Source organism: Spirosoma sp. (genome assembly GCF_048594605.1).
Taxonomy (GTDB): domain Bacteria; phylum Bacteroidota; class Bacteroidia; order Cytophagales; family Spirosomataceae; genus Spirosoma.
The window spans coordinates 1-15,346 of record NZ_JBMDWV010000346.1 but is presented as its reverse complement, the minus strand read 5'-3'; the positions used below and the strand labels follow the sequence as shown (position 1 = coordinate 15,346).

Annotated in this window: 16 protein-coding genes; 3 read left to right on the top strand and 13 right to left on the bottom strand. The window is 48.0% G+C overall.

From position 1 onward, the window contains the following. Positions 1-598, top strand: a 598-nt coding sequence (locus tag ACOJS8_RS21035; RefSeq protein ID WP_420150521.1) for a hypothetical protein, incomplete at its 5' end; no start/stop codon positions are given. 69 nt (positions 599-667) lie between these two features. Here the strand turns inward: ACOJS8_RS21035 and carB are convergent. After that, complete coding sequence (carB, locus tag ACOJS8_RS21030; protein ID WP_420150520.1) at positions 668-3,544, bottom strand: carbamoyl-phosphate synthase large subunit; 2,877 nt, start codon at positions 3,542-3,544, stop codon at positions 668-670. A 299-nt stretch (positions 3,545-3,843) separates the two neighbouring features. Between carB and ACOJS8_RS21025 the strand changes: the two genes are divergently transcribed. After that, on the top strand, positions 3,844-5,280 hold the full coding sequence (locus ACOJS8_RS21025) for a hypothetical protein (RefSeq protein WP_420150519.1): 1,437 nt from the start codon (positions 3,844-3,846) through the stop codon (positions 5,278-5,280). Positions 5,281-5,387: 107 nt separating this feature from the next. Here the strand turns inward: ACOJS8_RS21025 and ACOJS8_RS21020 are convergent, their stop codons facing one another. Both ACOJS8_RS21020 and ACOJS8_RS21015 read right to left on the bottom strand, forming a co-directional pair. Then, the gene (locus ACOJS8_RS21020; RefSeq protein ID WP_420150518.1) at positions 5,388-6,182 is read right to left on the bottom strand and encodes a ferritin-like domain-containing protein; all 795 of its coding nucleotides are present in this window, start codon (positions 6,180-6,182) and stop codon (positions 5,388-5,390) included. 12 nt (positions 6,183-6,194) lie between these two features. Beyond that, positions 6,195-6,947, bottom strand: a complete 753-nt coding sequence (locus ACOJS8_RS21015) for a ferritin-like domain-containing protein (RefSeq protein WP_420150517.1) — start codon at positions 6,945-6,947, stop codon at positions 6,195-6,197. A 384-nt stretch (positions 6,948-7,331) separates the two neighbouring features. Between ACOJS8_RS21015 and ACOJS8_RS21010 the strand changes: the two genes are divergently transcribed. Continuing rightward, positions 7,332-7,787 carry a ferritin-like domain-containing protein gene (locus tag ACOJS8_RS21010; protein WP_420150516.1) on the top strand — a complete coding sequence of 152 codons (456 nt, stop codon included), beginning with the start codon at positions 7,332-7,334 and terminating at the stop codon, positions 7,785-7,787. Positions 7,788-7,862: 75 nt separating this feature from the next. Here ACOJS8_RS21010 and ACOJS8_RS21005 read toward each other — a convergent pair whose 3' ends face one another. The 10 genes from ACOJS8_RS21005 to ACOJS8_RS20960 form a co-directional block, all read right to left on the bottom strand. After that, the gene (locus ACOJS8_RS21005) at positions 7,863-8,210 is read right to left on the bottom strand and encodes a hypothetical protein (protein WP_420150515.1); all 348 of its coding nucleotides are present in this window, start codon (positions 8,208-8,210) and stop codon (positions 7,863-7,865) included. A gap of 20 nt (positions 8,211-8,230) precedes the next feature. After that, on the bottom strand, positions 8,231-9,109 hold the full coding sequence (locus ACOJS8_RS21000; protein ID WP_420150514.1) for an aldo/keto reductase: 879 nt from the start codon (positions 9,107-9,109) through the stop codon (positions 8,231-8,233). A 118-nt stretch (positions 9,110-9,227) separates the two neighbouring features. Further along, positions 9,228-10,085 (bottom strand): prephenate dehydrogenase, encoded by an 858-nt coding sequence (locus ACOJS8_RS20995; protein ID WP_420150513.1) that lies wholly within the window; start codon positions 10,083-10,085, stop codon positions 9,228-9,230. Continuing rightward, complete coding sequence (locus tag ACOJS8_RS20990) at positions 10,085-11,248, bottom strand: pyridoxal phosphate-dependent aminotransferase (RefSeq protein WP_420150512.1); 1,164 nt, start codon at positions 11,246-11,248, stop codon at positions 10,085-10,087. The genes ACOJS8_RS20995 and ACOJS8_RS20990 overlap by 1 nt, the downstream gene beginning before the upstream one ends. A 113-nt stretch (positions 11,249-11,361) precedes the next feature. Continuing rightward, complete coding sequence (locus ACOJS8_RS20985) at positions 11,362-11,934, bottom strand: NUDIX hydrolase (protein WP_420150511.1); 573 nt, start codon at positions 11,932-11,934, stop codon at positions 11,362-11,364. A gap of 202 nt (positions 11,935-12,136) precedes the next feature. Further along, on the bottom strand, positions 12,137-12,511 hold the full coding sequence (locus ACOJS8_RS20980) for a hypothetical protein (RefSeq protein ID WP_420150510.1): 375 nt from the start codon (positions 12,509-12,511) through the stop codon (positions 12,137-12,139). 276 nt (positions 12,512-12,787) lie between these two features. Next, entirely contained in the window at positions 12,788-13,303 is a 516-nt protein-coding gene (locus tag ACOJS8_RS20975; protein WP_420150509.1) for an ester cyclase, read from the bottom strand. 27 nt (positions 13,304-13,330) lie between these two features. Further along, a complete protein-coding gene (locus ACOJS8_RS20970) occupies positions 13,331-13,780 on the bottom strand; it encodes a hypothetical protein (protein ID WP_420150508.1) in 450 nt (149 codons plus the stop codon). Positions 13,781-13,790: 10 nt separating this feature from the next. After that, entirely contained in the window at positions 13,791-14,678 is an 888-nt protein-coding gene (locus tag ACOJS8_RS20965) for a PhzF family phenazine biosynthesis protein (protein WP_420150507.1), read from the bottom strand. A 156-nt stretch (positions 14,679-14,834) separates the two neighbouring features. After that, positions 14,835-15,317: a DoxX family protein gene (locus ACOJS8_RS20960; RefSeq protein WP_420150506.1), complete on the bottom strand. Its 483-nt coding sequence runs from the start codon at positions 15,315-15,317 to the stop codon at positions 14,835-14,837. Between the last annotated feature and the right edge of the window lie 29 nt (positions 15,318-15,346).

Genomic DNA, 15,346 nt, shown 5'->3' with positions numbered 1-15,346 from the left:
TAAAAGCCAGTATAATCGGGGAGTGATTGATTATTGGGTGGTTAAAATCAATGCAAATGGCGATAAGCAGTGGGAGAAAACCTTTGGGGGCGATAAAGTTGATAACCTGCAGGGAATGGTAAGCAGTTCAGATGGGGGCTTCCTGTTGGCCGGGTATTCAGAATCGAAAATATCAGGTGAAAAAAGCCAAAGCCACAAAGGTTATTATGACTATTGGGTTGTAAAGGTTAACAAAGACGGTACTAAGCTGTGGGATCAATCATATGAGGGAGAAATTCCGTACAACTTTGGTTATTCGGTTACCATCGCGCCTACATCGGATAATGGATTTTTACTGGGGGGAAGCGCCTATCAACTGGGCCAATATGGCAATGGACCCAACAAATACTGGTACGGCCGATTTAACAGTAATGGTACGAAACAATGGGATAAAGTTCTGAATACTGATGGTAAGGCAGGTGCTGAAGAAATAACTTCAATTGCCGTTGCGCCAGACGGGGGCTTTCTGCTGGGTGGTACGTCTGGCTCCAATGCCTCGGGCGATAAAAGCCAGGATAGCCGAGGGTATATTGATTACTGGGTCGTTAAAGTCAAGTAGAAAGACTACGTAATGGCATGAGCTTAAAACGAACCGGGCTGCGTTTCTTAGCGCAGCCCGGTTTTTCTTTTAGCGACTCAGGTACAGATTCCGTTCGGAGTAAACCTTCTGGAAGTAATCGTCGGTAAGGTCGTCAATGAAATAGATGCCTTCACCCGTAGATTTCATTTCGGGGCCGAGTTCCTTATTTACGTTCGGGAATTTGCTGAACGAGAACACCGGAATCTTGATAGCGTATCCTTTTTTGGTCGGTTTGAAATTAAAATCTTTTACTTTTTTATCGCCCAGCATCACTTTCGTCGCATAATTTACATACGGCTCCTGGTACGCTTTGCAGATGAACGGTACGGTACGGCTGGCGCGTGGATTGGCTTCGATGATGTAGACTACTTCGTCTTTGATCGCGAACTGAATATTTATCAAGCCAACGGTTTTGAGCGCAACGGCGATTTTCTTCGTATGTTCCTCAATCTGACGTATTACGTTCTCGCTCAGATCAAAGGGGGGCAATACGGCATACGAATCGCCGGAGTGAATACCCGCCGGTTCGATATGTTCCATAATGCCAATAATATAAACGTCCTCACCGTCGCAAATGGCATCCGCTTCGGCTTCGATGGCGTTTTCCAGGAAATGATCAAGCAGGATGTTGTTATCGGGAATATCCTCGAGAATCTTCATTACGTGCGCTTCCAGCTCGTCTTCGTTGATGACGATTTTCATGCTTTGCCCACCCAATACGTAACTTGGACGTACCAGTAGGGGGAAGCCCAGCTCACGCGATAATTCAATCGCGGCTTCGGATTCACGTACCGTGCCAAACTTCGGATACGGTATATCCAGCTTCCGGAGCATGTCTGAGAAATGCCCACGATCTTCGGCAAGGTCGAGCGCTTCCCAGCTTGTACCAATAATTTTGATACCGTAACGAGTCAGTTTCTCGGCCATCTTCAGGGCGGTCTGACCACCTAATTGCACGATAACGCCTTCTGGCTGTTCGTGCATGATAATAGCGTGAACGTGCTCCCAGAACACTGGCTCGAAATATAATTTATCGGCAATGTCGGGGTCAGTCGAGACGGTTTCCGGATTACAGTTAATCATGATTGTCTCATAGCCCGCTTCTTTGGCTGCCAGTACGCCGTGTACGCAGGAGTAATCGAACTCAATACCCTGACCAATCCGGTTCGGCCCCGACCCCAGCACTACTACTTTCTTACGGTTGCTACGTACCGACTCATTGCCGGGCAGATCAGAAACCGGTTCAGCATGATCGGTTGTGATCGGAACCTGATTATTGAAGGTCGAGTAATAATAGGGCGTTCTGGCTTCAAATTCGGCCGCACACGTATCAACGCATTTATACACGCGCCGAATGTTATGCGCCTGCCGGTATTGATACACTTTACTCTCCTTCACTTGCAGGAGGTGCGCCAATTGGCGGTCGGCATACCCCTTTTGCTTGGCCGTGCGCAGGAGTTCTGGTGGAAGGTCGTCCAGATCGTACTGCTGAATTTCACGTTCCAATTCGATCAGTTCCTCAATCTGGTGCAGAAACCAAGGATCGATTTTGGTTAATTGCTGAATGGTACGGAACGACATCCCGGCTTTAAACGCATCGTAGATGTGGAATAGCCGGTTCCAGCTTGGGTGTTGCAGGCTTTCGGTCAGCGCTGCCCGATCTGTCAGTTCGTGACCATCGGCACCGAGTCCATTCCGGCGGATTTCGAGCGATTGACAGGCTTTCTGAAGCGCTTCCTGGAAATTCCGGCCAATGCCCATCGTTTCGCCTACCGACTTCATTTGCAGTCCCAGTGATCGATCGGCACCCGGAAACTTATCGAAGTTCCAGCGGGGCACTTTCACAATGACGTAGTCGATAGCCGGTTCAAAGAAGGCTGACGTTGTTCCTGTAATTGGGTTTATCAATTCGTCGAGGTTATACCCGACAGCCATTTTAGCCGCAATTTTAGCAATTGGGTAACCCGTAGCTTTGGAGGCCAGTGCTGACGACCGGCTCACCCGTGGGTTAACTTCAATGACAATGATGTCGTCGGTTTGCGGATTGACCGAAAACTGAATGTTGCACCCACCCGCAAACTGCCCGATGCCACTCATTACCCTAATGGCCAGGTCCCGCATTTTTTGATACAACGTATCAGGTAGTGTCATGGCGGGCGCAACTGTAATGCTGTCGCCCGTATGAATACCCATCGGGTCGAAGTTTTCGATGGAGCAGATGATGATGAAGTTACCGTTGTTGTCACGTAATAACTCCAGCTCATATTCTTTCCAACCCATTACGCTTTGCTCGACCAGAACCTCGTGAACAGGCGATGCGTGCAAACCGGTCGTGAGCGCCTTATCGAAATCTTCGGGCCGGTTTACAAAACCACCTCCGGTGCCACCGAGTGTAAATGAAGGCCGAATCACCAGTGGGAAGCCAATCTCCTGCGCAATTTCCTTGCCCTCAAGAAACGAGCGGGCGGTACGTCCTTTACAAACGCCTGCGCCTAGTTCAAGCATCAGCAACCGGAATTTCTCGCGGTCTTCGGTTGTTTCGATCGCTTTGATATCGACGCCAATAATCTGAACGCCGTATTTCTGCCAGATACCGGCTTTGTCGCAATCGATTGCCAGATTCAATGCCGTCTGACCGCCCATCGTTGGAAGTACGGCATCTATAGGCCGGCCCATTTCCTGGTGTTTTTTCAGGATGTCGACAATGGATTTTTTCTCCAAAGGCAGCAAGTACACATGATCGGCGTTGATGGGGTCGGTCATGATTGTAGCGGGATTGGAGTTAATCAGTGCTACTTCGATACCTTCGTCCCGAATTGAGCGGGCAGCCTGCGAGCCAGCGTAATCAAATTCACACGCCTGACCAATTACAATAGGGCCAGAGCCAATAATAAGAACGGAGCGAATGTTGGAGTTTTTGGGCATTTTTCAGTGGAGCAGTGAACCGCCTGAACGGCTCTGAATGCATAATGACAACTGAATACAGATGAACAAAACAGACGATAATTGGCAGACGAACACCGTATGGCCAAAAATCCTGCAAAAGTAGCGTATTCAGAGGAAAGAAGCAGACTATAGGCTCGAAAAAATGCACAGATTGTAGTAAATCAGGCTTAGGTGCTTCCCTGATCGAACGAAATACTGTTAATTGCAGAAAAGAGACGTAGCGGCCACTAGTTTTGTTGCCATACATTCTTTATCCTTAGACGATTTACTCAGTGCTTATGTTTCGATCTTATTTACTGATGATCTTATTGGCAGGCAAGCTAATAAGTTGTTCGCGGGATTACCCAGCTACGGCCCCTTATACAATCGTAGCTCCATTGCCCCCTCCCAAAGGAGGAGGGCTACCCACACAGGAGCAGCCCGCACCCCAGAAACGGCTGTTTCTGGCCAACGATAAAGTACGTGTAGGAATTGATTTGAATGCGGGCGGAGCCATTACGTACCTGTCAGAAGCGGGTAGTAGCGAAAACATGGTGAACAACTCTGATCTGGGGCGGCAACTTCAGACATCAATCTACGCGGGGCCTTATCCTTATACTGTCAATGGGAAACAGCCCGTTTATGAATGGCGAAATCTGGGCTGGAATCCTGTTCAAACAGGCGACTGGTACAATCACCCCTCGCAAATCGTTAGCTATCAGCAAGGTCAGAATACGCTGTATGTCAAAACGATACCGTTGATATGGCCGCTAAATTGGGAACCGGCAGATTGTATTTTTGAACACTGGCTCGAACTGAAAGATAATACGGTTCATGTACGCTGCGTAATTACGGTCAACCGGATGGATACAACCCACTACGAGGCCCGGACGCAGGAACTGCCCTGCGTTTATCTGAACGGTCCCTACTACAGAATGGTCAGCTACCTGGGATCAAAGCCGTTTACAAACGATGCCGTTTCGGAGTTTACGGATGGAGGGAGTTGGTATTACCGGTATTCACCTGAGCATTGGACGGCTTTGCTGAATGACAAAGGACGGGGCGTTGGGTTGTACAGACCCGGTGAAGTGCGTTTCGGAACGATGAAATTTGGGCCTGAACGAGTAGGAGGGGAGTTTGACTTTGCGAGCGGTTACATGAATACGCAGCCTTTTCTGGTGATTGATCATAATGGAAGGTATGAATATGACTACACAGTCGTTGTGGGCTCGCTGACCGATATCCGGCAATACGTATATAGTCAGCCACGTCCCGTTACACGTCCTGAGTTCCGGTTTACCAACAGCCGCCTTGGGTGGTATTACACAAATACACATGACAGGGGCTGGCCGATTCAGAATGAACTAAATGTACGCTGGGAGCGGGATAGTCTGCAAAAACCCCGCTTCCGTATTACGTCTCCAATGACTGTCTGGCACGCTAACGAGGTGCCCAAACTTTATATTCAGGCCGCTTTTCGAACTCAGGGAAATACGGCTCGTTTGGTATGGCTAAAGCCGGAAGAACATTTTGAAATTCAGGAAGATCCCGGCCGCTATGTCGACTTCCCGATAATCGGTGATGGCCAGTTCCGAACGTACGAGATTAACACGAGCCAGCTCAGTGGCTGGAATGGTATTATCGCGCAGATTGCGCTGACGAGTCCGGAAACGCAGTTTGCTTACGAAAAAGGATCGACTGTTCGCATACGTAGTATCACCACAACTCCGCCGTAAGAAAAAGCATTACGTATCGGCTGTATCCGGTTTTATCGTCATGGTATCGCAAACAAAAAAGGCGTTGGTGGAGTCCAACGCCTTTTTCAATAATATGGTACTTTATACTACGACGCAACTATAAATGGTCCTGCAATGGCCAATACCTCTTCTTTGGTGAGTGGCTCATCGAATGCCTCCGAAACCGTGTCAGAAGAAATACCGGTTATGGCTGATACGTTAAGGCCAGCCTGCGTGAGCATGTCGTCGCCTTTGTAGATAGCTGCTACACCGGGTATGTTGCTGGTATCCTGATTGGTAATCCAACCTTTGTAACCACGTAACATTCGAACGCGGGCTGCGTGACGTGCTTCAACCGAGTGAATATTGAGTGCTACGGTCAGTACCATTGGCGCGGACATCAGCCGGGCAGCCTGCCCTTTATAAGCCCGAACACCCGTATCTTCCAACGCCTGCGAAACAGCCGCAAAGGTTTGATAATTGGTCAAAACATCGCTGAAGGCACCTTTGTAGGTGAAATCAAAGGTTGGTTTTTTTATGGCTTTGTCCATCAGTACAGACTTCAGCAGCTCAACGTGTGCATTTTCATGCTTGGCGATCTGCTGATAAACGGTCCGGGCTGTGCCTGTTAGTAAACCGCCTGCAGCAAGACCTGCATTATAAAACTCAGCTTCAAGATATTCCAGAGTTAACGCGAAATTGAGTACTTCAGTGACAACGTCATTCTGCGCATAGGCTTTGTTCAGCATCGAGGCAAACGCTACTGGCGCACCAGCCGCAGCTCCGCTCATAGCCTTCTTCAAGAAATTTTGGAAAACGTTACGACGCGTGACATGCTCCAGACGGTCGTACACCTCTGCATCCACGTTTTCAATTTCATTAAGTATGTTTTGTAGATTCATGGCTAATGGCTATTAAAATTTGGATGCGACAGGCATGGCATTGATGGTCTCTTTGATAAGCGGAGCTACGATAGGTAGTACGTCTTTGGGCAGACGCGACAGTTCAAGACCCTTATCGTCCGATACCGTCGGTGATTCAGCAAACATAGTCGAATCCGGGCCGAGCAACGTAGCAATAACGGCTGCATGGCGCGCTTCTACCGATACAATTTTGCCCGCAAGTGTCAGGTAGTCGGGAGTCTTGATAAACTGACCTGCCCCATTATACGCTGATACGCCAAGGTCCTCAAATGTTTTGGCAGCCTTCAGCACAGAGTCGCGGCTTGTGAAGTCTATTGAACTAAAATCGGGTGTTAGACCTGGGATAGCACTTCCTCCCAAAGCCGTTTTGAACAATTCGCGGTGAGCAATTTCGTGTTCCTTAATGTCTTTAAGGATCGACATTTCCATGGATGTGATACCCTTGTAAGGCATCATAAGCACAGTTGTGTAGAATGCCGCTTCAAATTGCTCCAGCGCATAAGCATAGTTCAAAATGCCTACATCGTTGCTACCAAGGTCGCCAAGGTCAACTGCGTCACCAGCACGGGCAGCACCGCGTGGAACAGCTGAATCCATAACTTCATTTTGGCAAGCACTCAGGGCCACGCCGGCAGCAGCCGTTGCCCCAAGGTAACGCATAAAGATACGACGGCCAAGGCGCGCCGATTCTTTGCCCGTTAGTGACTGACTGATCTCAGCCAGCTCTTTGGGTAGTTTTTCCATTGAGATAAATAGTTTAGTGAACTTTCTGCCGTCCGTCGGGAGAATTGCAATAACTACGGGTTGTTAGCCCACTTGGTTTTATTCAATAGAAAAATTTTTTTGTGATTTAAGATTAATCGAGGGAATGGCCCAAATAACACCGCTTACGAAAGAAATTATAAATAATAGAACAATAAGGAAGTTATACATAATATAACGATATTGAGCGTAAGTTTACTTATGATTGCTTTTTGTTTATAAAACTGCAAGCGAGTCTACTTCTTTACCTAAGTATAATGCACGCATTAGGCGTATGGAGGACGGCTTATTCCAAAGAGTTTTTCTTAAACAATTACATAGAAGACAGGTTGTAGTAGGTGTATTTACTAAAGAAAAGCAACTGTCATGATTACGAATAAAGAGATTGTCGATGATCTAAATGATCTCGTAAAAATTAATAACGACCGTATTCAGGGATACGAAAAAGCAATCGAAGATACCAAGGATGCTGATCTGGATGATCTGTTCCGTCACTACGTAATACAGAGTCAGAACTTCCGCAGTCAGCTGGCTGACCATATCGTACGGATCGACGGAACGGCAGTTTCGGACGTAACATCTACAGACACAACCAGCAAACTACACCGGGCCTGGATTGACATTAAGTCAGCTCTGACCGGAAAAGATCGTGAATCAATACTGAGTTCGGTAGAATTCGGTGAAAATGCGGCTGTAGAGGCTTATGAAGATGCCATTGCGAAGGATCATATTCCCGCTTACATAAAAGAGGATCTGCAAAAACAGCTAAGTGAGCTGAAAGCATCTTACGACAAAATCAAGGGTCTGGAGAAGGCTGCATAACACATAATTTTTGCAACAAAAAGAGGAGTCGATACGTATCGGCTCCTTTTTTTGTTGTTCCTCTTCATGATTTGTTTACTTTGCTTCCGCAGCCTGCTTCGACAGACCCTCAAGAACTTCTGACAATTGGAGCAATTGACCAACTAAACCCGCATCCGACGACTCGTTGGCAGCCTGTTTGGTTAACTTACTGAGTGTGTGTAAGGAACTGGCAATCTTTGCTGCTTTCTTATCGGCCAGCGCCTTCTTTAGCGAGAATAACTCATCGGCGATGTTCTCCAGAGTAAGATTTCCCTCACCAAGCGCTTCACTCCATTGGCTAATGAGTTCATCAACGGGACTTACGCGTTCGCCGTCCTGCTGAAGTCGACGTAGCGTTGTGGCTAATAGCTGCTGGGGATCTTGTTTAGTTTGTAGTTCCATAAGCAGTTGATTTAAGGTTATTATTTAGGTAAGGGCATGTCCTGGAAATCTTCGTCGGTTAATTTTATGTTTACAGCCGCTACGTTCTCCTCCAGGTGTTTTACGGATGAAGTGCCCGCAATTGGCAGCATGGCCGGTGAAGCTGCCAGGAGCCAGGCTAAGGCTACCTGATAATCCGATGCCTGATGCCGATCGGCTACGCGCTTTATTGCCTCTTCGGCCGATACGTTTCCGGCGTTGAGTGGGAACCACGGGATAAAAACAATGTTATTTTGCTCGCAGTATTTCAATACGTCGTTCCAGTGCTGTTCGCCGAAATTGTACATGTTTTGCACCGACACTACGTTGAAGTATTGCCTGGCCTGTTCGATCTGATCAATGTTGACTTCTGATAAACCGATATGCCGGATTTTGCCCTGCTGCTGCGCTTCCTGCAAAAAGCGCAGGTATTCTTCGGCAGGTACTTTGTTGTCGAATCGATGAAGCTGATATAGATCAATACGCTCAAGTTTCAGACGTTTCAGACTACCGTTGAGGGCTTCTTCGAGGTGCTTGCGACTCCCATCCACTGGCCACTGATTAGGACCGGTACGTAGTAAACCTCCTTTAGTGGCAATCACTAAATCATCAGGATAGGGATGAAGTGCTTCGGCGATCAGCTCTTCGGAAATGTAAGGGCCGTAGCTATCGGCGGTATCAATAAAGTTGATACCCAGCTCAAGAGTACGCTTCAGCACACGTATCGCTTCATCATGATCTTTAGGTGGCCCCCAGATTCCGTCGCCTGTAATACGCATGGCCCCATAGGCCATTCGATTAACGGTCAGATCCCCACCAATTGTAATTGTTCCTGCCTGCGCTGCCAGCTGCGACTCGGCCGATTTTTCTGTTGCCTGCATAAGCGTTACCAGTTGTTGAGTATGAACACAGTATGAGATAAATACGCTGTGTTTACTATAAACAATCCGAAACGCTTTTTGTATTGGCAGTCTTGTTAAGTTTTAACCCGTTGTTAATTTACCTCTTTTCAATGCCGTCCAATACCCGTCGGATAACGTTGGCGCGTTGCATGAAATCGAGGGAAGTTGTTACGTCCTGATCGTCAATTACCTGCTTGAATTGTTGCAGAAACTCAATGTAGGCAGCCAGGGCATCCGATACGTTTACCCGGTTCTGGTCGAAAATAGGTGCCCACATCTGCGGGGAGCTTTTTGCTAAGCGTACGGTCGAGCTAAAGCCTGTACTGGCCATATCGAAAATGGCCTGTTCATCTTTTTCTTTCTCCAGCACGGTCAGCCCCAGCGCAAAAGCACTGATATGGCTGAGGTGCGATACGTAAGCCAGGTGCAAATCATGCTCTTTGGGAGTCATGTAAAACAGCTTCATGCCCGCATCCCGAAACAGGCTTTCTGTTAGTGTAAGGCTGTCAGGATGGCTTTTTTCGTGATCACAGATGATAAGATTTTTGCCGGGCAACAGTTCCCGAAAGGCAGCACCAGGCCCTGAGTTTTCGGTACCAGCCATGGGGTGAGCAGCTACAAATTGCGCCCGCTTGAGATGCGCATCGGCAACGGCGCAAATGAGTCCTTTGGTTGAACCCAGATCGACAACGGTAGCGCCTTCCGGCAGATGATCAAGTACTGTCGGGAGCAAATCGATGATGACATTGACAGGCGTAGCCAGCACAACCAGTGTACTTTTTGCCACCGCTTCCGGAAGAGGAAGTACCTCATCGACAATGCCCTTTGCCAGGGCGAGCTGACCGTTGACGAGCGACGTATCAACGCCGATAAAGTGCATTTTAGGGTATTTTTCGCGAATGGCCAAGGCAAATGATCCACCCAATAAGCCTATTCCTATAATACTGACAGTCATTACTTTAATCGTTTAACCGCTTCTTCAATACGTTCCTTCGGCATACACAACGAAATCCGAATGTACCGATTTCCTTTCGGGCCGAAGATGAAACCAGGCGCAATAAAAACATGCTTATTATTTAACAGATCATCGACTAATGCTTCGGCCGACTCGACTGTATCCGGCAGTTTAGCCCAGATAAACAAGCCCTCCTGATCCGTATTGTACGTGCAGCCGAGTACGTCGAGTAAGGCATGTACAGCATCCAGGCGTCCCTGATAAACAGCGTTACGTTCGCGGTGCCAGTCGTCGGAATTAGTAAGGGCTTCGGCGGCAGCATCCATCAATGGTTTAAACTGGCCGGAATCTACGTTACTTTTGATCGTTAATACAGCATCCACGTAGGGCTTGGCTGCCGCCATCCAGCCGATACGCCAGCCAGCCATATTATGGGATTTACTTAACGAATTCAATTCGACTGCTACGTCCTTTGCGCCATCGATCGATAGTAAACTGATCGGTGGCTTTCTGTTAAGAATCAGACTGTATGGATTATCGTGGCACAGCAGGATTTTATGGTCGTGGGCAAATCGTACCGCGCGTTCAAAGTGGGCATACGAAGCGGGCGCTCCCGTTGGCATATGCGGATAATTCATCCAGATAATTTTGGTAGGACTTGGCGAACGCGCAACCAAATCGGTCATGGCTTCCCAGTCAGGCTGCCAGCCGTCGTTTTCCAGTAAAGGATATTCGTATACATTCGCACCCACCATGCTGCTCACGGCCCGGTAAGCCGGATAACCCAGTTCGGGTACAAGAACCCCGTCGCCTTCGTTGAGGAACGTAAGCGAAATGTGCGTAATCCCTTCTTTTGACCCAATGAGTGGTAAAATTTCGGTTTCCGGATTCAGCGGTACGTTGTAGGTATGGGCATAAAATTGAGCGATAGCTTGCCGTAGTGCTGGCGTACCTTTATAAGACTGATAGCCGTGAGAATTTGGTTGTTCCGCTGATTTGATCAGTGCATCGATGGTATTATCGGATGGCATCAGATCAGGATTTCCAATACCAAGGTTAATAACATCGTGACCGGCCGCCTGAAGGCGACGAACTTCGGCCAGCTTGACCGAAAAATAGTACTCCTGCGTTTGGTCAGCGCGATGAGCGAGTGGGATAATCAATGTCTGAACCGGGATTTAAACAAGCGTTAGTAGATTACCAGGATCTGGTGAGCTGATCCTGGTAATCTGCAAAGATAGGGGGTTCAATAGTCTTATGTAATTTTTTAGCCTTGTTAAAAGGCTCTTTGGCCACCTGGCGATCCTGACAAATATTTGAGCAGTGGTGCTACGTGCAGCGCCTGAATCATCTCACTGCTGTCAATAATTTCCAGAGCCCGTTCGGGCGAAACGACATGCACAGTTATTTCCTCCGTTTTTTCAAGGTGCTGCCCCTGTATTGGCTCCACACCCGTAGCCAGAAAGGCATAAGTCAGGTTGTTGTGCGTGCCCGGGTTAGCAGAAAGGGTCATAATCAGTCGCCAGTCGCCACCGCCGAAACCTGTTTCTTCCAGCAACTCGCGCTGAGCAGCAATGAGCGGCTCTTCTTCAGGGTCAATGACACCGGCGCACAGTTCGTAATGAATGTCGGCTATACCGTGTCGATACTGCCGAATCAATACCAACTGGCCTTCTTTAGTAACGGCCACTACGTTCACCCAATTCGGATACTCAAAGACGAAATAGTTGGGAATAGTACCACCGTTTTCCATGCGGATAGCGTCTTTGCGAACCGTAAACCAGGGTAGCTGATGAATGTACTCGGAGGTGTCGACCTGCCAGGGTCGGGGGTCATTATCGGGGATCATACCGCAAAGGTAGTTACACCCGGTCGACTGATACGTAGTAAACGCTTTAAATTACCGAACCCAGTTTTTCAGGATTAACTTATTACGATCTTAATTTGGTCCGCCTGTCTTAAATCCAGTAAAGGGGCACTCTAAAATCAGAAACGCCAAGCCCCTGAAAGGTCGGCGTTTCTGGTTTCCGGGTTAAAAAACGTATCTGCAACTACTGCATGGCCACCAGACGGTTGGTTTGTTGAACCGACTGAGTAGACACGTTCAGTTCCTTTTTGATACTGCCTTCCCGAGAAGCTATTTCCAGCACATACTGGCCATCAGCTAATTCACTCACGTCCAGCTTTGCGGCATACTTGGTTTCCTTTTTCCAGATGTTTTTGTGGTAAAGGATTTCATTGTTTTTGTTGCGAAGCATGACCACCACCGGCATGGCTGTGGTCTTCTCAACAGCCATGCGAATCTCATTCTTAGCCGTTACGTAAGCGCTGGCATTGAACGACAGCTTTTGGGGGTTGGTGGGATTAATCAGGCTGGAAGCGCTCAACAGAGCGGAGATCGCTAATTTGCTCATTAGAGGTAACATGATGGTATAAGTTTTAGGGTTGTTTACTGAATCGCTTATCTTATTCCAAAGCCTGTGCCAACCTATTTATCTATTGATTGTCAATACGTTGCCCATCATATTAATAGCGTATAATGTCCGTAACTGGACAAATCTTGTTCACTCCCGGACAAAGCGGCTAACCAACGTAGCGAACTGCTGATCTGTAGCTTATCTGATTAAGTGTTCCTGCGAATGAGCAGAGGTATCGTCCTGGTCAGATACGTAGCATAAGCGTCTTTCCAATGAGGAGACGGCCTATTTAGTGGATGCTGTTTGCTTATTTTGTCTGAGCTGCAACTCAAATCCCAGCCGATCTGTCTGAAGCCAATATTCAACAATCTTCTCCTGCTCCACCCGGTATACGACCGATGTCATTTCAATCAGTGGCAAACCCGTGGGCGCATAACCGTCAATTTCCGCCAGATGTCTACCTGTCTGTTTCCAACGGACGTACACTTTATTATCCTCAGCCAGTAATTCGGTTATTTCCAGTTCAAAGTCTCCAAAAAGCCTCTGAAAATCTTTTACATGATCGGCGTAGTTGGCTGGGGTACGCCGAATAGTGGTTGGCTTTTCGGCAGTTAGCTGATGAGCTAAGATGATCTCTGCCATGTAGTCACCTGCCCGCTCAGGATATAGCCCTGAGCGAACCGTTCTTAGAAAACCATCAACCACTTCTTTAGCCGACTTCTGAGGAGCCATCGGCTGCGCCAACGTAGTAAGAGAGCTCAATACAAGCATGGCCATGATATGCATAATGGGTTGTACCATGAGATAAGTCTGCTATTATTTTTTAGGTTAATCGGGTACGGCAATGCTGTCAATCCAATTTCTGGCTACTTGCGAATCCGTAAAAAACCGCTCATTGTGCATGCTATAGTTGGTTGCATAATTAGCTATTTTGTTTTCATCATGATGCACATGGGCGGCCGCTACGCAGTGAATACCTCGCGCTGATTGAATCGTAATTTGCGTTTCAGGAAACAGTCGCAGATAACCGATGTACCAGCCGCAGTTAGCTAAGGCAAGCGGAATAATAACCCTGAACTGCTTATGGGCTTCAAAATTAGTGGCTCTGAAACCATGAAGATCAACCAGGATTTTAAACCGGGAATGATCGGGGAGCTTCTCGAAAATCTGCATCAGGGATAAGCGCCAGTCTTCGATGTCCTGAGTGTCCAGTTCTCCGCTTACGTGCGTGACAATTAATTTTTGCTCCGGGTAATACGTTGATTCTTTTCGTTTCATCGATAATCTTTCAAAACGTAATGGTTAGAGAATGGGATACCGATGCACGTCCGCCAACGCGCAGCCCCGTAATCGTACCCTGATCGACCTGAAGCTGGGCAGTTAATACGCTAGGCGAAGCGGGTTGCATCAGATAGCCCTGTTCAAGATGATACGTTGTCTTTTTCTGATGAAGAAATTTGTACAGGTAGCAAGCCAGCGGACCGGCGGCCATACCCGTAGCGGCTTCTTCCAGAATGCCGTAGTGAGGGGCAAACATTCGAGATCCGGCGTCGTGACCCGGCTGCTCTACCTCCTGCGAGAAGATATAAAACCCAACCAGGCCCAGCTGTTCGCTTATCTGGTCAATGACGACCTGGTCCGGAACCGCCCGTCGAACAGCCGCAGCCGACTTAAGTGGAACGATCATAAATGAGTTGCCCGTATTGATAACCAGTGGGTCAAGCCCTCCGACGACATCATCAGCTGATAACTGAAGCGAGTCGAGAATTCGTGAATTGCTTAACTCCGCCAAAAGACTATCTGGCTGGGTAAAAGTGGGAGCACGTTGTTCCATGAATGCCTGATCCTCCTCTAGCTCGACATGCCGTATGCCATCGACGGTTTCCATTGTGGTGTTGACATGATTCAGCAACCCTTGTTGAGCCAGGTATGAGAACGCAGCGATGGTAGCGTGACCGCACTGGGCGATCTGGCGGATAGGAGTGAAAAATTCAAGCTTATAGTCGGCTACCGACGAAGCGGACAGGAAGGCCGTTTCTGAAAGTCCTACCTGGGCCGCAATTGTTTGTCTGGTAGACCGGTCGTAAGAGTCGGCATTGAGGACAACAGCCGCGGGATTGCCACCCCGGCCGCTGTCTACAAACGCCTGAATAACTGGAATGGTGAGTTGAGACATGGTCTGTTATAGAATTACTTTTACTGTTTGTATCGACAAACGTAGACCGTACCGGATATCCAGAAAATCATTTGGGGCTGGAACGGGAATTAATGAACATGAATTGACAGAATATACCGCTCAATGTGATTGATTAACCGTACCACCCGGAAGAGATCAAGCCATAATTGGCGTAGCGTTTTTAACAACCTTTTGAGTTGACCGACTAAGTAATCGATCAACCGAATAGCGGCCGCTACCCACTACCAATAAGGCCAGACTCATGCCGAATATCAATAAATCCATCTCGTAGCCTTCACCTTGCTGATTGCCAAACCAGTTCATGGAGAAGCCAAAAGGTGAATGCACGGTCAGCATAGCTCCCAGCATGACGGCAAACGTACCCGCAGCGTTCACTCGTCCCAGAAAACCGAGAAGAAGTCCGACGGCTCCAACGGTCTCGATGAGAATGGTTAGGAAGCCGACAATCCAGGGTATCTGTACCGTTTCGGTGAAATATTGCATAGTACCCGCAAATCCGTAACCGCCGAATAACCCGGCCGCTTTTTGCAGACCATGATAAAGCATAACTGTGCCAAGTGGCAGGCGAAGCAACAGACCTGTCAGGTCGTTACGTGTCGCAATGAGTTTTTGAAACATGGTTGTGTGTTAGTAAAAAAGAAGTTGCT